17 protein-coding genes and 2 pseudogenes are annotated in these 22,754 nt (G+C 72.9%); 4 read left to right on the top strand and 15 right to left on the bottom strand.

The features are described 5' to 3' along the window. Positions 1-148 precede the first annotated feature (148 nt). Positions 149-1,441 carry an ROK family protein gene (locus ABZX30_RS03770; protein WP_355928374.1) on the top strand — a complete coding sequence of 431 codons (1,293 nt, stop codon included), beginning with the start codon at positions 149-151 and terminating at the stop codon, positions 1,439-1,441. Positions 1,442-1,671: 230 nt separating this feature from the next. On the opposite strand, the pseudogene ABZX30_RS03765 reads toward ABZX30_RS03770, so the two are convergent. From ABZX30_RS03765 to ABZX30_RS03755, 3 genes and pseudogenes are all read right to left on the bottom strand, one after another. After that, positions 1,672-2,577 (bottom strand): annotated as a pseudogene (locus ABZX30_RS03765) (aromatic acid exporter family protein); the annotation flags it as partial. A 58-nt stretch (positions 2,578-2,635) separates the two neighbouring features. Then, positions 2,636-3,304, bottom strand: coding sequence for an HAD family hydrolase (locus ABZX30_RS03760; protein ID WP_355928372.1), 669 nt, complete (start codon positions 3,302-3,304; stop codon positions 2,636-2,638). Between the two features lie 172 nt (positions 3,305-3,476). Continuing rightward, positions 3,477-3,722: a hypothetical protein gene (locus tag ABZX30_RS03755; RefSeq protein WP_355928704.1), complete on the bottom strand. Its 246-nt coding sequence runs from the start codon at positions 3,720-3,722 to the stop codon at positions 3,477-3,479. A gap of 9 nt (positions 3,723-3,731) precedes the next feature. On the opposite strand from ABZX30_RS03755, the gene ABZX30_RS03750 reads away from it, so the two are divergent. Beyond that, on the top strand, positions 3,732-4,106 hold the full coding sequence (locus ABZX30_RS03750) for an SDR family oxidoreductase (RefSeq protein ID WP_355928370.1): 375 nt from the start codon (positions 3,732-3,734) through the stop codon (positions 4,104-4,106). A 61-nt stretch (positions 4,107-4,167) separates the two neighbouring features. Then, complete coding sequence (locus ABZX30_RS03745) at positions 4,168-4,413, top strand: hypothetical protein (RefSeq protein ID WP_355928368.1); 246 nt, start codon at positions 4,168-4,170, stop codon at positions 4,411-4,413. A 41-nt stretch (positions 4,414-4,454) separates the two neighbouring features. Here ABZX30_RS03745 and ABZX30_RS03740 read toward each other — a convergent pair. Together ABZX30_RS03740 and ABZX30_RS03735 are read right to left on the bottom strand one after the other, a co-directional pair. Further along, positions 4,455-5,018 (bottom strand): annotated as a pseudogene (locus ABZX30_RS03740) (ricin-type beta-trefoil lectin domain protein); the annotation flags it as partial. Positions 5,019-5,062: 44 nt separating this feature from the next. After that, positions 5,063-5,641, bottom strand: coding sequence for a VanZ family protein (locus ABZX30_RS03735; RefSeq protein ID WP_355928365.1), 579 nt, complete (start codon positions 5,639-5,641; stop codon positions 5,063-5,065). A 199-nt stretch (positions 5,642-5,840) separates the two neighbouring features. On the opposite strand from ABZX30_RS03735, the gene ABZX30_RS03730 reads away from it, so the two are divergent. Continuing rightward, positions 5,841-6,845, top strand: coding sequence for a LuxR C-terminal-related transcriptional regulator (locus tag ABZX30_RS03730; protein ID WP_355928362.1), 1,005 nt, complete (start codon positions 5,841-5,843; stop codon positions 6,843-6,845). A gap of 110 nt (positions 6,846-6,955) precedes the next feature. Here the strand turns inward: ABZX30_RS03730 and ABZX30_RS03725 are convergent, their stop codons facing one another. The 10 genes from ABZX30_RS03725 to ABZX30_RS03680 all read right to left on the bottom strand — a co-directional run bounded on the left by ABZX30_RS03725 (position 6,956) and on the right by ABZX30_RS03680 (position 22,712). Continuing rightward, entirely contained in the window at positions 6,956-10,795 is a 3,840-nt protein-coding gene (locus tag ABZX30_RS03725; protein ID WP_355928360.1) for a carboxypeptidase regulatory-like domain-containing protein, read from the bottom strand. Positions 10,796-10,969: 174 nt separating this feature from the next. After that, positions 10,970-12,649 (bottom strand): rhamnogalacturonan lyase B N-terminal domain-containing protein, encoded by a 1,680-nt coding sequence (locus ABZX30_RS03720; RefSeq protein WP_355928358.1) that lies wholly within the window; start codon positions 12,647-12,649, stop codon positions 10,970-10,972. A 127-nt stretch (positions 12,650-12,776) separates the two neighbouring features. After that, the gene (locus ABZX30_RS03715; RefSeq protein WP_355928356.1) at positions 12,777-13,757 is read right to left on the bottom strand and encodes an aldo/keto reductase; all 981 of its coding nucleotides are present in this window, start codon (positions 13,755-13,757) and stop codon (positions 12,777-12,779) included. 65 nt (positions 13,758-13,822) lie between these two features. Further along, the gene (locus ABZX30_RS03710) at positions 13,823-14,584 is read right to left on the bottom strand and encodes an SDR family oxidoreductase (protein WP_355928354.1); all 762 of its coding nucleotides are present in this window, start codon (positions 14,582-14,584) and stop codon (positions 13,823-13,825) included. After that, positions 14,581-15,663, bottom strand: coding sequence for an alcohol dehydrogenase catalytic domain-containing protein (locus tag ABZX30_RS03705; RefSeq protein ID WP_355928351.1), 1,083 nt, complete (start codon positions 15,661-15,663; stop codon positions 14,581-14,583). The genes ABZX30_RS03710 and ABZX30_RS03705 overlap by 4 nt, the downstream gene beginning before the upstream one ends. An 18-nt stretch (positions 15,664-15,681) precedes the next feature. Further along, the gene (locus tag ABZX30_RS03700; protein WP_355928349.1) at positions 15,682-17,016 is read right to left on the bottom strand and encodes an enolase C-terminal domain-like protein; all 1,335 of its coding nucleotides are present in this window, start codon (positions 17,014-17,016) and stop codon (positions 15,682-15,684) included. Positions 17,017-17,096: 80 nt separating this feature from the next. Then, positions 17,097-19,589: a glycoside hydrolase family 95 protein gene (locus ABZX30_RS03695; RefSeq protein ID WP_355928347.1), complete on the bottom strand. Its 2,493-nt coding sequence runs from the start codon at positions 19,587-19,589 to the stop codon at positions 17,097-17,099. Next, complete coding sequence (locus ABZX30_RS03690; protein ID WP_355928345.1) at positions 19,586-20,422, bottom strand: carbohydrate ABC transporter permease; 837 nt, start codon at positions 20,420-20,422, stop codon at positions 19,586-19,588. The genes ABZX30_RS03695 and ABZX30_RS03690 overlap by 4 nt, the downstream gene beginning before the upstream one ends. Next, positions 20,419-21,324, bottom strand: coding sequence for a sugar ABC transporter permease (locus ABZX30_RS03685; protein ID WP_355928342.1), 906 nt, complete (start codon positions 21,322-21,324; stop codon positions 20,419-20,421). Before ABZX30_RS03685 ends, ABZX30_RS03690 begins: the two co-directional genes overlap by 4 nt. 20 nt (positions 21,325-21,344) lie before the next feature. Next, on the bottom strand, positions 21,345-22,712 hold the full coding sequence (locus tag ABZX30_RS03680) for an extracellular solute-binding protein (RefSeq protein ID WP_355928340.1): 1,368 nt from the start codon (positions 22,710-22,712) through the stop codon (positions 21,345-21,347). Between the last annotated feature and the right edge of the window lie 42 nt (positions 22,713-22,754).

Raw genomic sequence — 22,754 nt, 5'->3', positions numbered from 1 at the left:
CGCGACGCGTCCTCGTACTCGTCGCGGCCCTGGACGGGATCACAACGTTCGCCCTTAGCTCACAGCGTGAACTAAGGGTTGGAAGAATGTCGCGCCGGGACCGCCCGCAGAGGTATGTTGCAGGTCAACAGGGTTCGGAAGGAGCCACATGGCGGGGCGGAACGGGCGCACGGTACGCGACCTCAGGCGGGGCAACCGCACGGCCGTGCTGCAACGGCTCTACTTCGACGGTCCCCTCAGCCGCTTCGAGCTCGGCCCGGCGACCGGGCTGAGCTCCGGCTCCGTCAGCAACGTGGTCGCGGACCTGGTCGCCGACGGGCTGGTGGAGGAGGCCGGCAGCGTCGACTCCGACGGCGGCCGCCCCCGCACCCTGCTGCGGGTCGCCCCGGACAGCGGCCGCATGATCGGCGTCGACGTCGGCGAGACCCGCGTCCGCATCGAGCTGTTCGACCTGACCCTCACCGAACTCGCGCGCGCCGAACGCCCGTTGGCCCGGCAGGGATACGACGTCGACGGCATCGTCGGCCACATCCGCGACGGCGTCGCCGAGGTCCTCGCGGGCGCGCGGACCGCTCCCGAGCGGCTGCTCGGGGTCGGGGTCGGCGTCCCCGGCATCGTGGAGCACACCGCCGACCGGGGCGCCGTCGTGCACGGGCAGACCATCGGCTGGGACGCCGTACCGCTGGAGTCCCTGCTCCGCTCCGGCACCCAGCTGCCCGACACCGTCCCGTACTTCATCGACAACGGCGCCAAGACCCTCGGCCAGGCCGAGATGTGGTTCGGCGCCGGGCGCGGCGCCCGCAACGCGGTCGTGGTGCTGTTCGGCTCCGGCGTCGGCGCCTGTCTCGTCACCCCCGAGGTGGAGCACGGCCGGGCCGTCGAGTGGGGCCACCTCACGGTACGGGTGCGCGGGCGCCGCTGCCGCTGCGGCGCGCTCGGCTGCCTCGAGGCCTACGCGGGCGCCGAGTCGCTGCTCGACCGCTGGCGCGAGGACGGCGGACGCCCGCCGGAGGGCACCGACGAGGAGACCGCGCTCACCGCGATGCTCGCCGCCGCCTACCCGCCCGAGGGCACGCCCTGCGACCCGGTCGCGCTCGCCGTCCTGGAGGAGACCGCCGAGTACCTCGGCGCCGGCCTGTCCGACCTGATCAACCTCTTCCAGCCCGAGCGGATCCTGATCGGCGGATGGGCGGGGCTCCAGCTCGGCACCCGCTTCCTGCCCGCCGTGCGCCGGCACGCCACCTCGTACGCGCTGCGCCACCCGGCCGAGAAGGTCACCATCGACCTGGGCCGGCTCGGCCCCGACGCGGTCACGGTGGGCGCGGCGATCCTGCCCCTGGCCGACTTCTTCGCCCGCGGCGGCCGGCGTGAGCAGCCGACCGCCGAGGACCGTCTGCCGGCCTGGCGCACGGCGCTGCGGGAGCGCGTACCCGACGCCTGAGGACGGGCACGGCCCGGAACCCGGGCTTCAGGCCGGGGGCTCGTCCGGCACCGGGTGCTCGTTCCCCGTCCCCGGGCGCGGCGCACCCTGCCGCCCGGTCCCGGCCTCGTCGGTCTCGGGCACGTCCTGCCCGCCGGTGTCGCCGGGCCCTCCGCCCGGCACCGCCTCCCACGGGTCCTCGCCCGGTCGCGCCTGCTGGTCCGGCAGGTCCCGCGGCACGGGCGCGGCTCCAGCAGCGCCGGGTCCGGAGGGGTGGCCGTACGGCTGTCGTCGGTGGCGACCGCGAGCGTCCGGGTCAGGGCGCGCACATGGCCGGTCACCCGGCTCCAGCGCTCGTCCTCCTCCTCCGGCGGCACCTCCGAGGGGACCCGGCCCAGGGCGTGCAGGGCACGGTCGGTCAGCCGCAGGCTCTCCCGGCTCCAGCCGCGGGCCGAGCGCAGCGACTCCAGCCGGCGCTCGAGCCGGGCCGAGGCGTGCGACCAGTCGGCCGCGGTGCCGGCGTCCCAGTCCCCACGGCGCAGTCCGGTGGCGATCGCGCACAGCACGTCGCCCGCCTCCCGGGCCAGCGCCGCGAGGTTCTCCCGTACGTCCCGCAGATGGATCGGCGGCAGCACGAACGCGTTGACGGCCACCCCGATCACCGCGCCCAGCGCGGCCAGGCCCACCCGGTGCCCCGCCGAGGCCGCGGTGACGCTGCCCGCGGCCAGCGTGAACACCGCCGTGGTGGCGCCGTGGATCCCCTGGCCGCCGAACCGCGACCAGTTCGCCAGCAGCATCAGCACGGGCAGGGACACGGCGAGCGCACCCAGCGTGTTCCCGGTGAGCGCCTGCGCCGCCGAGGCCAGCAGCGTGCCGGCGCAGATCGCGGTGACCTGCTGCGCGGCCTGCCGCAGCGAGCTGTACACGGTGGCCTGCACCATGACCAGGGCCACCCAGGGCGCCATCAGGGCCAGCGGATCGCCCAGCAGGTCGCTCGCCACGACCCAGGCCAGCAGCGCGGCCCCGGCGGCCTTGAGGGACTGCACCACCAGGTCCCGCTCCCGTCCCGGGCCGCGCCAGGCCGCCCGGGCGGACCGGCCGACGCCTCGCGCTCCCTGGCGCAGCGTCTGTCGGGGAGTCTGCATCACGCTCGTCATCCGGTGCGGGTATCCCAAGATCTCCGTTTCCCGGCACCGGATTCCGGCCCCGGTCCGTTCAGGCCAGCGGACTGTCCCCCAGGGACGCCAGCAGGTGCGCGGGACCGTCGTAGACCGCCTCCGCGCCGGCCTCCTCCAGGTCGCCCCGCGGGATGCCGCCGCACAGGACGCCCACGCAGCGCACCCCGGCCCGGCTGCCGGCCCGCATGTCCCACACGGTGTCGCCCACGAACACCGCCCGCTCGGCGGGCACCCCGGCCAGCTCCAGCGCGTGTTCCACGGGCTCGGGGGCGGGCTTGCCCCGCTCCACGTCGTCGGCGCTCGCGGTGGCGGTGATGGCCTCGTCCGCGCCGATCGCCCGGCGCAGCGCGCCCAGTTCCGAGCCGCTCGCCGAGGTGGCCAGCACCACCGTCCAGCCGTTCCCGTGCAGGCGCCTGAGCAGTTCCCCGGCGTCCCGGAGCGCGGGCAGGCGGTCGAAGTACTGGCCGTACAGCGCCTTGTGCGCGGCGCTGAGCTCACCGTCCCGGTCCTTGTCGCGGTCGTCGCCCAGCAGATGGGCGACCAGGTCGGTGGAGCCGAGCCCGACCGCCCGGTGGACGGCGTGCATGGGCACACGGTGACCCGCCTGCCGGAAGGCCTCCCACCAGGTCACGACATGCAGGTGGTTGGTGTCGACGAGGGTTCCGTCGACGTCGAACAGGGCGGCACGGGCACGGTCACGGTCCATCGGGGGCCTTTCTCGTGGGGAATCCCGGGTGGCTGTGGCGTGCTTCGCTCGGCCCGGGCTCTGTGGGCTCTCCGGTCTCTTCCGGTACGCCTCGTGTGGCACGGGTACCACGTCAGGCGCCCGTCACGCCGGACGGCGTCCGGCGCTCCCTCGTCCAGGCGGTCGAGGCCGGTTACAAGGAGAGCCACATCCTGATCGTCCCGGACCAGGTGGCCGGGCCGGCCTCGTCGGCCACCCGGGTCAGGCGCTCGGCCACGGCGGCCGGCAGGCGGTCGCCGACGCGGTGGCCGGGTGTGTAGTTGACCGCCGTGAAGCCATGGCCCGCGGCCGGGGCTCGGGCACCGACGGCTCGACCGGCCTCGGCCCGGGCCGGCAGCGCGTCCACGGACCAGGTGGTCACCACCCGCTCGGGCGGCACCCCGTCAACGTGACCTCCGTGCACGAGCACCAGCCCCGGGTGGGCGCGGCCCCGTACCGCGCGGCCAAGGGCGGCCTCGGCCTGCTCACCCAGGTGATGGCGCTGGAACCCGCCGAGTACGGCATCACCGTCGACGGTCGCCCCCGGCGAGATCGCCACGCCGATGCCGGCCAGGAGGACTCGGACCCGCGCACCGAGAGCCGCCCCGGCGTGCCGCGCGGCCGGCCGGGTGACGCCCGGGAGGCCGTGTCCGTCATCGCCTTCCTGGCGGGCCCGGACGCCTCCTACGTGACCGGCGCCTCCTGGGCCGTCGACGGCGGCATGCTCCGGATGGGCCCGATGGCCGGCTCGCACCTGGGGAGCGACGACTGGTGGCGCCCCTGACCCGGTCCGGCGGCGCTCGCGGAGGACACACCGGGGCGCCGCCCGTTCTACGCTGAATTGCATGACCGAACAAGGAGTGCCCTATATGTCCCACCCGCGGATCGTGGTGCACGGGGTGATGGCGGGCAGACCGGGCCGACCGCCCTTCCGTATCGTGGAGATCGACGGCCAGGTGGTCGGGGAGGCGCACGCCGTCACCGACGTGCTCGAGGCCGCCGCCGCCCATGGCATCACGGTGCACGACCTGGACGACCCGGACGTCGTCCGCTGGATCGGCGGCGGCAAGTTCACCTGGGCGCAGCACTGAGGCCCTGCCGTACGGCTCAGCCGACCGTCCGCTTCTGGGCCGGCGCCGCCCGTGCGGGTCCATATCTGCAGCCGGGTGCCGTTGGCGGAGTGGTCGCCGGTGACGTCCAGGCACGTGTCCGGCTGCGGGTTCACGATGTCGTGCGGGCCGGGACGGCCCCCTTCTGGTTCGGCCCGCCGGCGCAGTCCCGGAGCCGGCGGGTGGAGCCGTCCGCCGTGCCGTTGCCGGTGACGTCCAGGCACGTGCCGAGCGCCCGGAGCGTGCTGTTCGGCGCCGGCCGTCCACTGCCGGGCCGCGGTGTCGTTGCAGTCGCACAACTGTACGAGCATTGGCGGAGTCGGCCGCGGCCACGTCCACGCGCCTGCCGGCCAGGCCCCGGACGGCGACGCCCGCCCCGGTGCCGCCGGTGTCACCGGCACCGAGTCCACCACGCGCTGCTGCGGGAAGGCGGTGGAGCCGTCCGGGGCCTGGCCGGTAGCCGCCCACGGCGAGGTTCGGCATGAGGAAGAACGGCCGGCCGAAAACCCACGTCCGCCGCCCAGGTCGGCGGGCGTGCGCCGCCGGTACCCGTTCCCGTCCACCGACCAGGTGATCGAGTCGGGTGCCCCTCAATGGGTCGGTGCGGTACGGCCGCGGCCGGTCGGGCCGGTCACTGCTTCCGTACGCGGGCGTGCACCGCCCGCCCGATCCGCCGCCCCAGGAGCAGGTAACCGACCAGCGCTCCACTGGTGTTGAGGGTGACGTCGTCCACGTCGAAGGCCCGTCCCGTCACCACCGTGCCCTGCGCGAGCTCCACCAGCAGCATCACGATCGCGGTCAGCAGCATCACCTTCACGAACCCGCGCGCCCGCGGCGCGAGGACCGGGACCAGCACGCCGAAGGGGACTCCCAGCAGCAGGTTCCCGCCGATCTGCTTGACCGCGTCGCGCAGTTCGGGCTGGTCCAGATAGGCCTTCAGGGAGCGGCCCGGGTGCAGGTTGGTGTGTGTGAGGGGCACCGACGCAGGGGACGGCTGGAGGGTGAGCCGTGCCAGGACGACGGCGAACGCCACCATGAAGGCGAAGGCGACGAGCATCGCCAGCAGCCGCAGGGGCAGCGGCACTGCGTGGTGCTCGGCCGTGGCCGCCCGGTCCGGCTTCGTTGTGGCCTGGCCGGTGCGGACGCGGCCCGTCCTGCGGGTGCGCAGCCGTGCGGCGGTGATGCCCATCGGTCCTCCAGTCTTCAACATCCCTGCGTTGTAAGGCGGTTACCCGGCAGGGGACCGGAAATGCCACCCCCGCACACCGCGGGCGGTGCGGGCGGGTGAAGGCTGGGTCCTGACGGCGGCCGAGACGGGCCGGCACAGCCTTCCCGCTTGACTGCGGAGGGCGCCGTTCCGTGGAATGCGGCTGCGAAGCAGCGCAACACGACCAGACGGAGCTCCGACATTGACTGAACCCTCGCGGCACGACTGGCATCTCCTGGGGCTGGACGAATTCGACGCACGGCTGTACCGCGAGGTACTGCGGGATCCGGGCGCGGAGCCGGGCGGCTGGGCGGAGAGCCTGGACGTCACGGACGAGCAGGTGGGCGAAGGGGTGCGTCGCCTCGCCGGACTGAACCTGCTGGCCTGCGAGCCCGCCGGGCCGGATGTCCAGCGGGTCCGGGCCGTCGATCCGCACCTGGCGCTGCGGGCCGTGCTGCGGTCCAGGGACGAGGCGTTCCTGCGGATCGCGGCGATGGCGGAGTCGCTGGCCGTGGAGTACGACCGCGGGCGGCTGCGGTCGTCCCCGGAGCGCCTGGTCGAGGTCGTGGAGGGGCCGGCCGCGCACGTCCGGCGGCTGCGGGAACTGTACGCCGGCGCGGAGGAGGAGGTCCTCGGCCTGGACACCCCGCCGTACGTGGTGTCCGCCGGCGACAACACGGACGCGCAGGGCTCGGCCATGGCGCGGGGAGTGCGGTTCCGCACGGTGTACGCGGTTCAGGGGCTGGAGTCGCCGGAGCGGTTCGAGCAGGCCCTGGGCATGGCCGCGCGGGGCGAACGGGCCCGGATCCTCGCGACGGTTCCGTTCAAGTTGCTGATCATCGACGGGCGGACCGCGATGATGCCGCTCACCGACCGGGAGAGCGACAACGAGTTCCGGACCATCGTGGTGCACCGCTCGGCGCTGACGGTGGCCCTGAGGACGCTCTTCGAGAGTCTCTGGCGCACGGGAACGCCGCTCGGTCCGAAGGGAGCGGCGGAGCGGCCGGGCGGCGGGGAGACCGTGAGCGAGGCGGAGCAACGCCTGCTGCGGCTGCTGGCGGCGGGGCTGAAGGACGAGGCGATCGCCCGTCAGCTCGGCATCTCCCTGCGGACCCTGCGCCGCCGGATCGCCGATCTGCAGGACCGGCTGGGGGCGGCGGGACGGTTCCAGGCGGGGGTGCAGGCCGCCAGGCGCGGGTGGATCTGAGGCGGGTTCCGACTCCTGCACCGCAGGGGGCCGGTGTGCGCGCGTGCGCCCCGGGGTTCCCCCCCCCCGGGGCGCACGCGGGCGTTCAGTATCCGGCGTTCAGCCGCCGGTCAGCAGCCGTCGGCCGGTTTGAGGGTGAAGTCCTTGGTGCTGGTGGCTCCTTCCGTGAGGCTGACGACGGCGGCCCGCGGACCCCAGCCGTCCTTGGCCGCGGTGACCAGCAGGGGACTGTTGGCGACGTCCAGCCAGAGCTGGTAGTGGCCGGCGCTGTCCACCTTCAGGGTGTACTCGGAGTCGGTGCCCTGGATGCCGACCAGCGCGCCCGGGATCACCGAGGTGGTGGCGTCACAGGCGGTTCCCCGGACCGTGCCGCCGATCTTGCCCCAGGTGGCCGGGGCCTTCTGGGTGAGGTTGACCTCGACGGACTGCGGGGCGTACGGCGTGTCGTCCTGGGCGACGAGCCGGGCGTTCCAGATGCCGGGCTGGGTGGCGGCGATACCGCTCGCGTCGAACGACAGCCGCACCTTCACGCTGTCCCCCGGGGCCAGGGTCGCCGTGGTGGTGTCCTCGGACATCCAGTCCACGGTGGGCTCGGTGCCGCAACTGTCGTTGCCGGGCAGCAGCTCCACCGTGCCGACGAGAGTGTAGAAGCTGAGGCCGCCGCCGAGCCGGTACATGCCGCACGCGGCCCCGGCGCGCGCCACCGCCTGGTTGGCGTTGGGCAGCGGCGTCCAGGCGTCGGTGGCCGGGTCGTAGGCGTATCCGGCGTTGGTGAGGGAGCCGTCCCAGTAGCCCCCGGACATCAGCAGCCTGCCGTTCGCCACGACACCGGCCGAGGCGTACGAGGTGGCCGGCAGATCGGTGATCGGCGACCACGCGGCCTTGCCCGGGTCGAAGACGTACCCCGTCTTCAGGCTCACGTCGGAGGTGCCGACGCGCCGCAGCCCTCCCGCGCAGTAGATCTTTCCTTCGACGGTGCCGCAGGAGTACCAGCCGCCGGCGCTCGGGTAGTCGGTGCCCGTGCTCCAGGTGTCCGTGAGCGGGTCGTATACCTGGACCGTCCTGAGGACGCACCCCTGCGCCGTCTCCAGGCAGCCGCCGATGAGGTAGATCCGCCCGTCGACGACCGCGAGGCCGGCCTTGGCGACGGCCTGCGGCATGCGCGCCCCGGCGGTCCAGGTCTTCTTGACGGTGTCGTAGATCTCCACCGTGTCGGTGGCACTGTAGTCGGCGGTCCAGCCGCCGAAGACGTAGAGCTTGCCGTAGAGGTAGACCGCCTGGGGGGCCTCCCGCTTGTAGCTCATGTCGGGCAGGGAGCCCCAGGTGGCGGTCGCGGTGTCGTAGACGAAGACCTTGTTCTGCATCCTGCCGGAGGTGTACGAGTAGCCGCCGACCGAGTACACCTTGCCGCCGCCGGCCGCACCGGTGTTGTCCGCGACGGTGATCGGCAGGTCGGGGGCGCTGGTCCACTCGTCGCCGGCCGGGGTGGTGTCGGCGGGTGTCGCGGCCGCGGCCGTGGCCCTTGCGGTGGCGGGGGTCAGGGGGCCGCCGTCGACACGGGTCTTCTTCTGCCTGACGAGCGGTGCGCTCTGGGACCGGGCCATCGGCGAGACGCGGCCGGGCTGTTCGGCGAGCGAGAAGGAGGCCGTGGCGGAGCCGGTGTTGGTGACGGTGAAGTCGGCGGCTGCGGTGCCCTGCCAGTCGACGCTGGTGTCGATCGAGGTCCGGCTGAACGAGAGCCGCGCGGCGGCCAGGGTGAAGTCCGCCGGTGCCACGGCGTCCGCGGTCACGGCGGCGTCGGTGCGGTCGGTGGTGTAGCCGCTCGCCGAGGCGCTGTAGGCGGCGCTGCCCGCGGCGGCGAACAGGGTGTAGAAGCCGTCGCCGACGGCCGGGTCGTCCGGGGTGGCGAGAGTGACGGCGGATCCGCCCGTGCCGTCGGCCCGGCCCACCGTCGCGCCGGCCACACCGTCCTCGGTGTTCTTGTCGGTCACCTGGCCGGTCACCAGGCCGCCGGGGACGACGGCGCAGCTGCCGGAGCCGGAGTCGCCTGCCTGGTAGCCCGGGGCGCTGCAGGTGGCCGGGTCGGCCTCGGGGGCGAAGTCCTGCCGCAGGGCCGAGTCGGCGACCGTGACCTCGGCGGTGGCCTCCTGGTAGCCGGGGTAGGCGGGCTCCACCTGGACGGTGTAGGTGTCCTCCACCGGCACCTCGAGGGTGAACCGGCCGGTGACCGGGTCGGTGCGGACGGCGCTGGTCGGCTCGCCGGCGACCCGTACGACGGCGTACAGCGGCCAGCCGTGGCCCGAGCCGTCCTTGACGGTGCCGCGGACCCTGGCCGTGGCCTTCTCCTGAAGCTCCAGGTCGGCGGTGACCGAGTCGTCCTCGGCGACCGACACCGACCGGGTGGCGGGCCGGTAGCCGAACTTGGCGGCCTTCAGGTCGTAGGCGCCGACCGGGACGGCGAGGGTGTAGGTGCCGTCGGCGGCGGTGGTCGTGGCGAGGGTGCCCATGGTGACCGACGCGCCGCCGACCGGATCGCCGGTGGCCGAGTCGGTCACCGTGCCGTGCACCGTGCCGTGCGCGGCGGCCTTGAAAGCGGCCGTGCCGCGCGGGGTGCCGAGTCCGGTGGGCCCGTCGTAGCCGGGGCCGGCGGTGCACACGTAGGTGAGGGTGCAGGTGCCGTTGGAGCCGGAGGTGACGTCGTTCAGCGCGCCGGGCAGGGTGTACGGGTAGGCCATCGGGGAGCTGCCGGTCACCGGCGCGCCGGCGAGGGCGTACACGGAGGCGATGATCGGCGCGGCGGCGCTGGTGCCGCCGAAGACCCGCCAGGCGCCGCTGGCGTAGACGGCCACTCCGGTGTTCGGGTCGGAGACCGCGGAGACGTCGGCGACGGCACGGGCCGTACAGCCGGTGTCGGTCTGCACGGCCGGCTTGGCCTCGTACGCCGAACAGCCGCTGCCGGCGCCCGACCACGTGGTCTCGGTCCAGCCGCGGCCGGCGGTGGTGCTCTTCACCAGCGAGGTGCCGCCCACCGCGGTGACGTTCGGTGAGGAGGCCGGCCAGGAGGTCCCGTAGGCGTAGCCGTAGTCACCGGTGCTGGCGGTGATCGCCACGCCGGGGTGGTCGAAGTAGGCCTTGTCGTAGGTGAGCTGGGCGGAGAACTCGTTCGAGCCCCAGCTGTTGGAGACGTACTGCGCGCCCTGGGCGACCGCCTGGTTCACCGCGGTCCCCAGATCGGTGACGCTGGCACTGTTCGCCTCCACCAGCAGGATCTTGCAGTCGGGACAGACCGCGCTGACCATGTCGAGGTCCAGGGAGATCTCCATCGCCCAGTTGGCGTTGGCGGACGGGTACGAGGTGCCGCCGTTCTGGTTGATCTTCCGGAAGCAGCCGTTGTCGGTGGTGCACTCCGGCAGGCCGTACATGGCGCGGTAGGCGGCGAGGTCCGCCTCGGCGGTCGGGGAGTCGTAGGCGTCCACGATCGCCACCGTGCGGCCGCCGGACACCGCGGAGCTGACTCCGTAGGCGTCGCGCAGGTCGGCGGGGGCGAAGCCGGCGGGTGCGGCGGCGGCAGCGGCCAGGGCCGCGCGGGTGACCTTCACGTCGGATCGCACATACGCCGCGCAGGCCATCTCCCCGGCGCGCCGGGGGGTGGCGCAGCTGCGGGTGGCCTTGTGCCGGGCGGGCTTTCCGGTGGGGTCCGGCAGGTACTTGTGCTTCGCCCGGGCGGCGGGCGAGCCGGCCATGGCGGCCGTCAGGGCCTTCGCGGCCGCGGCGCGCGAGGCGGTGCCGGAGGAGGGGGCCGGGTGAGAGGAGGACTTGGTGGCGGGGGAGGAGGACGCGGGCCGGGCACTCGCGGCCGTGGCCACGGCGGGCTGGAGGAGGGCGACCAGCAGCGCGGTGATCGCCATCACCGAGGACGACACAATACTTCGCCGTCTGGACGAAGGCATGACAAAACCTCCCGGAGGGGTGGGTGCGGCGGTCCGCGTAGGTCGGGACACCGAGCGAAGAATGGCAGCACCACTCCCCGCCCGGTGTCCCATAGCGGCCAACTGCCTTGATCGGTCAGGCAATCCGCCGCACTTTCACTGGACGGCGCACTGTCGTCACGCCACGTGAACGGATCAGGCGAGCAGGTCCAGGCAGTCGAACGACACCCCCGGGCTCAGGAACCCGGTGCCCGTGGAGCCGCTGATGATCGACAGCTTGAGCACGTTGTACTGGCTCGTGTCCGTCTGCCAGGCGCTGGCGGGGACGCTGTACGTCAGGGTGGCGTTGTTCTCCCGGTACGTGCCCACCGTCAGCGAGCGGGTGGACGGCTCCGTCGGCGCGGAGGGCGCCGAGGACGTCCAGGAGTTGACGCTCACCTGGGGCCGGCCGCCGATGTACGTGGCGGTCAGGCCGATGCGCAGGGTGTGTGCCGCCGCCGCCTGCGCCGCGGTCAGCTTGAAGTACACCAGCAGGTCGTTGTTGACGTCCTTCCACATGTAGCAGGGGAAGTTCGCGGCGGACGACGAGCCGACGACGTAGTTGCCGGTCCAGGAGGCGGCGCGTACGTCGGAGGGGTGGGCGGTCGTCATCAGGTCGGCGTTCTTGAAACCGGCCGGTGTGCCGTTCCAGTCACCGATCCGCCAGATGACGGAGGCCTTCGACGGGTCGCTGCTCACGGTCAGGGTGTTGACCGTGGTGGTGCTGCCCGCGCTGACGGTCACCGAGGTGGTGACGACGGCCAGTTCGCCCTTGTAGACCGTCAGCGTGTAGGTGCCCGGCAGCATCTTCTCGCAGGTGTAGGCACCGCTCGACGACGCCGACGCCCAGTACTGGGCATTGGAGTTGGAGAAGCCGACCGTGTACGGCACGGACGTGTCCATGCCGGAGATGCCGTTGCCCACCACCCGGCCGCGCCCGCTGCTGCCGACCCAGCCGGTCAGGCCGAGCGAGTCGACCCAGGAGGTGTCCAGGTTGCGGGCGTACAGCGAGCTGGAGGGCGTGCCGCCGTCGGTGAAGTTCAGCAGGTACGGACCCTGCAGGCCGTAGCGGGTCACGTCGCTCTGCGCCATCGAGTACTGCAGGATCTCGTAGAAGTCCTGCGCCGCCGTGGTCGATCCGCGCAGCAGCGAACGGTAGAACGGCCCGCCGGACGCCTTCTCGTGGTTGCTGCGCAGCAGCCACAGCCCGACCGAGCCGGTGGTCTTGCCGACGTAGTCGTAGTCCATGGTGCGCAGGCCGGAGTAGTGCTTGGAGTGCGTGGTGCCGTCGGTGGACCGCCAGATGTCGGCGGCCTCGATGACCGTGCCGGTGGTCTCGTCCCAGGCGTCCGGGCCGGTGTTGGGGAAGATGTTCGGCTTGATGCGGACGATGTACCGGCCGGCGTTGACCGAGCTGTCGGCCTTGTAGGTCCACATGTAGATGGTGTTCTGTCCGCTGCGCGCCGCGTAGTAGTGCTTGAGCGTGCCGTGGACGACGGTCACCAGGATGGTGGAGTTGACGGTGGCGATGGTGACCGTGGAGGCGCCGAGGCCGGACTCGACCTGGGAGTTCTTGCCGGAGTAGCCCTGGTACTCCACGCCCCGGTAGACCAGCGACACCAGGTCGCCGGTGGAGTGGTTGACCTTGAAGACCAGGTTGGCGCCGGTGTCGATGACGTAGTTGGTGCCGTCGTCGGACCAGCCGAACCCGGCGGCCTGCGCGGAGCCGGCCAGCGGGCCGACCCCGACGAGAGCCGCCGCGGCCGCTCCGGCCAGGGCCGTCCGGCGTGCTATGCGGTGCTGGGGGGGTGTGGGTGTGGCATCTGTTGAGGACATCGTGCGGGTGTTCCTCTCTGTGGGGGTGTGCCGTGAGTCCCCACGGGGCGGTGCCATGTGTCCCCGTGGGGGAGGGGATGTGCCATAGTCGCCACCGGCTGCGGTTCTGTTGCCGCCCCTGGCGGGGTCAGCCCGGCACGTCGGGCCTGAGCAGGCCCTGGGTACGGAGCTCCTTCCACAGCTCCTCGGGCACGTGCTGCCGGTGGAGGTCGGTGTTGCGCACCACCTGCCGGGCGGTGCGCATGCCGAGGGTGACGTTGACGACGGCGGGGTGCGTGAAGGGGAACGCGATGGCCGCGGCGGGCAGTGTGGTGCCGTACCGCTCGCACACCTCCGCGATCGCCGTGGCCCTGGCGACCAGTTCCGCCGAGGCCTCCCGGTAGTCGAACGTCGCCCCGGGCTCGGGCCTGTCGCGTGACAGCAGGCCGGAGTTGAACACTCCGGCGGCCACCACGCTCTTGCGCTGCTCCTGGGCGGCGGGCAGCACGTCGTCGAGCGCCGACTGGTCCAGCAGGGTGTACCGGCCGGCCACCATCACGACGTCCGCGGCGGTCTCGCGCAGGAAGCGGGCCGGCATCGCCGACTGGTTCATGCCCGCGCCGATCGCCCCGACGACGCCCTGGTCGCGCAGGTCCGCCAGAGCGGGCATGGCCTCGTCCGCGGCCTGCCGCCAGTGCTCGTCGGGGTCGTGGAGGTAGACGATGTCGAGCCGGTCGGTGCCCGTCCGCCGGAGCGTCTCCTCCAGGGAGCGCAGGACGCCGTCCCTGCTGAAGTCCCACTCCCTGCGCAGGTCGTCCCGGACGGCGAAGCCCTCGCTGTCGGCACCGCGCGGGTGCTCGTTGGGGACGAGGAGCCGGCCCACCTTGGACGAGAGCGCGTACGCGTCGCGCGGCCGGTTGGCCAGGAACGCCCCGAGACGTGTTTCGGACAGCCCCAGGCCGTAGTGGGGGGCGGTGTCGAAGTACCTGATGCCCGCGTCCCAGGCGGCCTCGAGCGCGCCCGTCGCGTCGGCGGCGGACGTGGGCCGGTAGAGGTTGCCGATCACGGACGCCCCGAATCCGAGGTCGGTCAGGAGCACCGGGGTGGTGCCGATCGCGCGCTGTCGCACACGGTCCTCCGCGGTGGTGCGTGGTGGGGGCCGGTCGGCGTCCGGCACGGCGGCGGCCGCGCCCGTCACCGGCCCAGCCATCCGCCGTCGACGGGCAGTATCGCGCCGTGCACGTAGGCCGCCGCGTCCGAGGCGAGGAACACCGTCGCCCCGCCGATGTGGTCCGCCGAGCCCCAGCGCCCGGCCGGGATGCGGTCCAGGATCGCCCCGCTGCGCTGCGGATCGTCCCGCAGGGCCTGGGTGTTGTCGGTGGCGATGTAGCCGGGCGCGATGGCGTTGACGTTGACGCCGTACGGCGCCCACTCGTTGGCCAGGGCCTTGGTCAGGCCCGCGACGCCGTGCTTGGCGGCGGTGTAGCCGGGGACGGTGATGCCGCCCTGGAAGCTGAGCAGCGACGCGGTAAAGATGATCTTGCCGCTGCGGCGGCCGGTCATCGCTCCGCCCACGGCGCGGGCCAGCGTGAACTGGGCCGTCAGATCGACCTGGAGCACGTGGTCCCAGTCGGCGTCGCCGTGCTCGGCCGCGGGTGCGCGGCGGATGGTACCGGCGTTGTTGACGAGGATGTCGACGGGGCGCTCGCGGGCGGCGAGGTCCGCTCCGAGGGCGCGTACGGCGTCCCTGTCGGCGAAGTCGGTACGGATCGCCTCGAAGGAGCGGCCCGCGGCGACGACGTCCTTCTCCACCGCGCTGCCGGACTCCTCCAGCGCGGCGCTGACCCCGATGACGTCCGCGCCGGCCTCGGCCAGCGCCCGGGCCATGGCGCGGCCGATGCCGCGGCGGGCGCCGGTCACCACGGCGAGGCGCCCGGTCAGGTCGAAGCGGTTCATTCGGCGGCCTCCGCGGCTGTGTCGTCCGTTGTGTGGCCTGCTGTGTCGTCGGCCGTGCCGTCGCACCGCACGAGGACCTTCATGACGTCGTCGCCGGACTCCAGGGCCCCGAACGCCGAAGCGGCGTCGGCCAGCGGCACCACCCGGCTGATGAGCCGGTCGGCGGGAACCGTGCCGTCGGCGACGAGCGCCACCGCCCGGGTGAAGTCCGAACGGTCGTACAGGCGCGCGCCGACCAGGACGAGTTCGCGCCAGAAGAAGCGGTGGAGGTTCACCGCGCGCGGTGTGGGGTGAATGGCGACCTGGCAGAGCCGGCCGCGTACCCCGAGGACCTCCACGGCGGTGTCCACTCCCGCCTGCGCGCCCGAGACCTCGAACGCGACGCCGGCTCCCGCGCCGGCGGTCCACCGCTCGACCAGCGCGGGCACGTCGTCGGCCGCCGGGTCCCAGACGTCGATGCCCAGTTCCCCGGCGAGAGCGCGGCGGTGCGCGCTCAGCTCGGTCAGCCGGACGTCGGCACCCGCGGCCCGGGCCACCAGCGCGATCAGGATGCCGACCGGCCCCCCGCCCACCACCACGACCCGCTCACCGGGCCGGACGGCTGCCCGGCGCACGTCATGGACCGCGACCGCGGTGGGTTCGACGAGGGCGGCGTGGTCCAGGCGCAGCGCCTCGGGCAGCCGTACCAGCGTGGACGCGGGCACGGTCCACCGCTGCTGCATGGCGCCGGGGGAGTCGATCCCGATGAAGTCGAGGTTCTGGCAGACGTGCTGGTTGCCCGCCCGGCACGCGGCGCAGGTGCCGTCCCACGCCAGGGGCATCACGGTCACGGCGTCGCCCGCCTTCCAGCCCTCGACGCCGGGACCCACCGCGGTGACGCGGCCGGACATCTCGTGCCCCAGAACGGCGGGCCGGGTGACCCGCCCGTCCATGTGGCCGTGGAAGATGTGCAGGTCGGTGCCGCACACACCGACGTAGGCCGGTGCCAGCTGGACCTTGCCGGGTCCGGGAGGCGCGACCGGGACGGAACCGGTGTCCACGGTACGGGCCCCGAGGTAGCGCGCTGCGAGTGCGCTCATGGATACGTTCCTTTCGGGTCAGGCACCGGGCCGGACGCGGTCCGACCAGACGGGCCCGTCGGGGTGGCGGTAGGCCGCCAGCGAGGCGGGGAGCATCTCGGCGCCGAGTCCCGGCGCGGCCGGGGCGAGATAGTGGCCGTCGGCGACGCGGACGGGGTCGACGAAGTGTTCGTGCAGGTGGTCGACGTATTCGATGACCCGGTCCTCGGTGGTGCCGGAGACGGCGACGTAGTCGAACATCGACAGGTGCTGCACCATCTCGCACAGCCCGACTCCGCCGGCGTGCGGGCAGACGGGGACGCCGAACTTGGCCGCGAGCAGCAGGATGGCGATGTTCTCGTTGACGCCGGCGACCCGGGCGGAGTCGATCTGGACGATGTCCACCGCGCCGGCCTGGAGGAGCTGCTTGAAGACCACCCGGTTGGCGACGTGTTCGCCGGTGGCGACCTTCACCGGTGCCACCCCCCGGCGGACGGCGGCGTGGCCGAGGATGTCGTCCGGTGAGGTGGGTTCCTCGATCCAGTAGGGGTCGTAGGGGGCCAGGTGCCGCATCCACTCGACGGCCTCCGCCACCTCCCAGCGCTGGTTGGCGTCCACGGCGATGCGGACCCCGGCGCCGACGGCCTCCCGGGCCACCCGCATGCGCCGTACGTCGTCCTCCAGCGAGGCGCCCACCTTCAGCTTGATCTGCGTGAAGCCGTCCGCGACCGCCTCCTTGGCCAGCCGGGCGAGCTTCTCGTCGGAGTAGCCCAGCCAGCCCGGTGTGGTGGTGTAGGCCGGGTAGCCGCGCTCCAGCAGGCGGTCGATCCGCTCGCGGCGCCCCGGTTCGGCGCGGCGCAGCAGTTCCAGCGCCTCCTCGGGCGTCAGCGCGTCACCGAGCCAGCGGAAGTCGACCTGGGCGACGAGCTGTTCCGGGGTCATCTCGCCGAGGAAGCGCCACAGCGGGAGTCCGGCGCGCTTGGCCGCCAGGTCCCAGGCGGCGTTGACGACCGCGCCCACGGCCATGTGCATGGCGCCCTTCTCCGGTCCCAGCCAGCGCAGCTGGGGGTCGTGCACGAGGGTTCTGGAGAAGCCGCCGAGGTCGTCGCAGACGTCCGCCACCCGCAGGCCCACCACGTGCGGGGCGAGGGCGGCGATCGCGGCGGCCTGGACATCGTTGCCGCGCCCGGTGGTGAAGGCGAGGGCGTGGCCCTCCAGACCGTCACCCGCGTCGGTGCGCAGCACGACGTAGGCGGCCGAGTAGTCGGGTTCGGGGTTCATGGCGTCGGAGCCGTCGAGGTGTTCGGAGGTCGGGAAGCGTACGTCCAGCACCTCGAGGTCCGTGATGCGGGCGGAGGGTGGCGTCGATGACATGGGTCACTCCTGGGAGCGGGCCGGGGCCGTACCGGACGTGGGTCCGCGAGGCCGCGGGGGCGGGTGGGACAGGGGCTGGGTCAGGAGAGCGGCACATGCCTCCGTTCGCCCGCGGGCAGCCGGAGCGCGGTCTCCGTCTCCCCCCAGCGCACCACCACGTCCCTGTCCGAGTCCGCGGTGAGGACGGCCCGTCGCAGCCGGCCGTCCCGCCACCAGGCGTCCACCGTCACCCCGCCGCGTGCGCGCAGGCCGGTGAAGTGCCCTGTCGGCCAGTCGCCGGGCAGGGCCGGGAGCAGGTGGATCCTCGTCGTGCCGGCGTCCGAGGTGTGCGACTGCATCAGCATCTCCGCCACGCCCGCGGTGAACCCGAAGTTGCCGTCGATCTGGAACGGGGGGTGGGCGCAGAACAGGTTGCGGTAGACACCGGCGGGCGCCGTCATGGACGGTTCGTCGGAGGCGTCCTCGGCCATCGGCGCCAGGAAGCTGCGGATGAGTCCGGACGCGCCCGAGGGGTCCTGGAGGCGGGCGCGCAGGGCCAGGCGCCAGGCGAGGGACCAGCCGGTGCTCCTCGGTCCCCGCGCGTCGAGGGTGCGCAGGGCCGCCGCGGCGAGCCGCGGGGCCGACTCCGGGGTGATGCCGCTGCCCGGGTAGACGCCGACCAGGTGCGAGGTGTGCCGGTGCGTGGGTTCGGTGTCGGACAGGTCCGACGACCACTCCGCCAGCCGTCCGTCCGGCGCGACCCGCTCCGCCGGGAGGGCGGCCAGGGCGGATCGCGCCCGTAGGCGCCACTCGTCGTCGGCCGGGGCGGCGGCGCCGTGCGGCGCGAGGGCCGCGAGCGCGTCGAGACCGCGTTCCAGCACGTCCCGGATGAGCGCCAGGTCGGAGGTGGTCGACGTGGAGAGGGCGGCGGGGCGTCCGTCCGGCGCCAGGTAGTGGTTCTCCGGTGACGTGGCGGGCGTGGTGCCCAGGGTGCCGTCCGGGCGCTCGGCGAGCCAGTCGAGGCAGAACGTTCCCGCGTCCCGGAGCAGCGGCCATCCGGTGCGGCGCAGGAAGGCGGCGTCCCGGGTGTAGTCGTAGTGGTCCCACACGTGCCGCACCAGCCAGGCGGCGCCCAGCGGCCAGAAGGACCAGCACGGGTCGGCGTCACCCTCGCCGGCCGGCAGGGCGAACCCCCAGGCGTCGGAGTTGTGGTGCAGGGTCCAGCCGTCCGCCCCGTACAGCTCGCGCGCCGCCTCCTCGCCGCGCGGCCGCACCGCCGCCAGCCACTCCAGCAACGGCCGGTGGCACTCGGCGAGGTGGGTGACCTCGGCCGGCCAGTAGTTCATCTCGAGGTTGATGTTGGTGGTGTAGTTGCTGCTCCACGGCGGACGGACCTGGGCGTTCCAGATGCCCTGCAGGTTGGCCGGCAGCGAGCCGGGCCGTGAACTGGCCAGCAGCAGATAGCGCCCGTACTGGAAGGCCAGCGCGGCCAGACCGGGATCCGGTTCCCCGTCGGCGAACCGGGCGATGCGGTCCGCGGTGTCCCGGGTGCGGGCCGCGGGCGTGGCGGCGAGGTCCAGTTCCACCCGCTCGAAGAGGCGCCGGTGCTCGGCCTCGTGGTCCGCCCTCGCCGCGGCGAGCCCGGCTGCCGTGCCGGCGGTGCGCGCCAGGTCGTCCAGCTGGTGGCCGAGGGCCACGCGCAGCCGGTCTACGTCGCCGTGCGGGTACGTCAGCGGGCCGCCGTAGTCGGTCCGGGTGGCCAGCAGGACGGTGATCCGGGTGGCGCCCGTGACGACGAGGGCGTCCCCGTCGGCGGCCACGGTTCCGTCGGTCAGGACGCGGACGCCCACCAGGGCGGTGACGGCCGTGCCGGGGGCCGTGTCGTAGCGCACGGGGTCCGGCAGCGACTCGTGCGGGGGCACCACGTGGGAGGGCATGCGGACCAGCGCGTGCAGGTGGCCGCCGGTGCCGGGCTGGGCCGCCCCGTCCCCGTCGGCGTGGCGTGCTGCCTCGATCAGCGCCGTCGGGTGCGGCGAGCCCAGCGTGACCCGGGTCGCCGGGAGCCGTGCGGGCCGCGCCGGGTCCGCGGCGTCCTGGGCCTCGCGGTGCAGGAACAGGGCCTGGGCGGGCGCGCTGATCCAGGCGTCCTGGACGATGCGCTCGTCGCCCGCCACGTACGCGTGCGAGGCGACGGCGGTGCGCAGGTCGAGGGAGCGCGCGTACTGCCCGGGCTCACCCACCGGGTGGCTCAACTCGAGGTCCACGAGCGGCTGGTAGGCCTGGCTGTGGCCGTGCTGGAGCCGGCTCACGGCGCGTTCGGCGGCGCGTACGTCGCCCGCCTCCAGGGCGGCACGCGCCTCGGCGACGACCTTGGGTCCTTCTCCCGGCGCGATCAGCGGGGTTCCCGACGCCGTGGCGGGCGATCCCGACCAGCAGGTGTCGTCGTTGATCTGGAGCCGGTCGGTCGTCACGCCGCCGAAGTACATGGCTCCGAGGCGTCCGTTGCCGAGGGGCAGTGCGTCGGTCCAGCGCCGGGCCGGCCGGCTGTCGCGGAGGGTGAGCGGCGTGTCGGCCGCCGTGTGGTCCTGGGTCACTCTTTGGTCGCTCCGCTCGTGAGTCCGCTGATGATGTAGCGCATGCCGAACACCACGACGAGGACCGCCGGGACCGCCAGGAGCACGAGGCTGGCGTTGTAGCGCGCGATGTCGGTGGGCGAGGCGCCCAGACCGGTGTTCAGGCTCATCACCGCCTGCGCCGCCGTCTGCAGCGAGGTCTTGCGCAGGAAGACCGAGGGCCACATGAAGTCCTGGAGGGACCAGACGAAGCACAGGATGGTGAGGTTGACGACGGCCGGGCGGCACAGCGGCAGGAAGACACTGCGGAAGACCCGCAGGTGTCCGGCCCCGTCGAGCGCGGCGGCCTCCAGGACGGCGGCGGGCACGTTGCGGCCGAAGTTGCGCATCAGCAGCACGCCGAACGGGATGGTGATGGCGGCCTCGGGCAGGGCGACCCCCAGATAGCTGTCGAAGAGCCCCAGTTCGTTGTTGATGCGGTAGGCCGGGACGATCATGGCGGCGGCCGGGATCGCCAGGAACAGCAGGGCCAGCGAGAAGGCGAGCTCGCGGCCGCGCCAGACCAGGACGGAGAAGGCGTAGCCGGCCGCGGTGGACACGCTCACCACCAGCGCGGCGTGCAGAAGGCCGACGACGAACGTGTTGAGGTACGTCTGCGGTATGGAGATGCCGCCGACCGGATCGGTGAAGAGGGTGACGTAGTTGTCGAACCCGTGCACCTCGAGCGACTTGCGCAGCGCGGCGTACATCGGGAAGGCCCAGAACAGGCCCATCACGGCGAGCACCGCGTACATGATGCGCCGGTCGCGGGCGCTGGTGACGGCACCGCGCAGGGTGGTCTCGTGGCGGCTCATCGACGCCCTCCGCTGCGGGGGCGGGTGAGGAACATCTGGACGACGGAGATGACGAAGGCGATCAGCAGCACGACGACCGCGGCGGAGGCCACGAATCCGGTGCGCGGACCGGGGTCGGTGCTGAAGCGGTACAGGAACGTGCCCACGATCTCCGTGTGGCCCGCCGGGCCGCCGCCGGTGGAGAACAGCACCACCTCGAGCGAGCGGAAGGATCCGAGCAGCAGGGACAGGACGACCGTGATGTGGGTCGAGGTCATCATCGGGTAGACGATGGACCGCATGATCCGGAACGTTCCCGCGCCGTCGAGCAGTCCGGCCTCGACGACCTCGGTGGGAACGGCCGACAGGTCGGCCGTGTAGTACATGACGGGCAGTCCGATCAGGTAGCAGAAGAGGACGGCGACGACCCCGAACGCGAGACCCGGATCGGTCAGCCAGGGGCTGGCCAGCGATCCGAGCCCGACCGAGCGCAGCGTCTCGTTGAGGACGCCGAAACGCTCCTGGAGCATCGATCCGAAGACCGTCGACACCAGGGACAGCGGCATCAGCGACGGCACGAGGAACAGCACGTACATCAGCCGCTTGGGGCGCAGTCCCGCGCTGACGGCGTAGGCGATGAAGTAGGCCAGGGTCAGCGCCGCCGCGATGCTGATCGCCGCGAAGAGCAGGTTGTTGAGGACGGCGTGGCGGAAGGTGTCGCTCTCCCACAGCAGCCGGTAGTTGTCCAGGCCGACGGAGACCGCGTCGGTGAAGGAAAGGCTCACCCGGGTGAAACTCGTGCGGATCAGGAACCAGAATCCGTACCCGAAGAACACCAGGTAGATCAGTACGAGCGGGGACAGGAAGGCGAGCGCGGCGCGCCCGCCTCCCGGTCTGCCCCGCCCTGCGGTCGGGGTGGTCACGTTCTCTCCTTGACGCGGTGTCAGTTGTACAGGCCGCTGTCGAGGTCCTTCTGGCCCTTGTCGGCGGCCTGCTGGGCGGTCATCCGCCCCCGCGCGACCTCCAGGACGTAACCGCCGACGACGTCGGAGAAGGAACTCATGTTGTTGCGGTCCGAGCCGGCGTGGTTGATGAGGTCGACGATCGTCGCGTAGCCCTGGGAGGCGAGCTTGTCGTCACCGAGGACGCTCTCGTCGAGCTTCCAGCCGGCCGCCGAGGGGACGAAGCCCAGGTCGCCCGCCCACAGGTCGACGCCCGCCTTCTCCTGGGTGGCGAAGGAGATGAACGCGGCGGCCGCCGCGGGGTTCTTGGCCGACTTCGGGACGCCCCAGGTGATGTCGAGGAAGGAGCGCAGCGACCTCTTCGCGGGGTCGTCGGCGGGCACCGGGATCACCCCGACGGACGGCACGGAGATGTCGTTGGCCTTGCGGTACTCCTTCTTCAGCAGGGCCGCCTCCCACGAACCGTTGCAGACCATGGCCGCCTTGCCGGTGTCGAAGGCGTTCATCGCGTCCGTGTAGCCCATGTCGAGGCCGGAGCGCTGGAGCGTTCCGTCCTTGTACAACTGGCCGTAGCGCTTGAGGGCCGAGACGTAGGCGGCGCTGTTCCACGGCTTGCCGTCGTAGCGGACGGAGTTGAAGAAGCCGGGGTCCTGCTGGCCGGCCATGGTGAGGACGAACTCGTCCTCGAACCAGGTGTCCTTGCCGGACGGCTTGACCAGGGTGAGGGTCCCGGGGTGCTTGGCGTGCAGCGCGTCCGTCAGCTTGCGGACGTCCTTCCACGTCTGGGGCGGCTGTACGCCGGCCTCGTCGAGGAGCTTGGCGTTGTAGAAGCACACGGAGGAGCCGGTGGAACCGAACGGCACCGAGTAGATGCCGCCGCCCTTGTAGAGCTTGCGGATCTGCGCGACGGTCGCCGGCCGGTAGCCGTCCAGGCCCTTGGCGAGCCGGCTCTGGTACGCGGAGACCGGCAGGAGCTTGGGCTGCACCTCGGCGGCGAACTGGCCGGGCTGCACGCCGAGGACGTCGATGCCGTCGCCGGCGTTCAGCGCCAGCTGGGCCTGCTGCTTGTAGTCGTCGCGGCTGACCACCTTGGAGTTGACCTTCACCCCGGTCTTCTTCTCGAAGGCCGCGGCGAGCTTCTTCATGGCCTCGGTACCGGGCGCCCCGTCCCAGGTCCACACCGTGATGGCACCCGCCACCTTGCCGGTGACCTTCGCGGTCCCGCCGTCCGACGGGGATCCGCCGTCCGCGGAGGTGCCGCAGCCCACCAGCAGGAGTGCGGCCGTCACCGCCAGGCCCACGGCTCTCGCAGGGCCCTGTGCGGACCTGTGGTGTGCGTTCCAGTTCATTGTTCCTCCATCGTCTGTCGTGATCGACAGACCTTCGCCAAG

Source organism: Streptomyces sp. NPDC004542, assembly GCF_040610035.1.
GTDB lineage: Bacteria > Actinomycetota > Actinomycetes > Streptomycetales > Streptomycetaceae > Streptomyces.
Note: the sequence above shows the minus strand (reverse complement) of the source record. Positions and strands in the feature narration are given on the sequence as shown.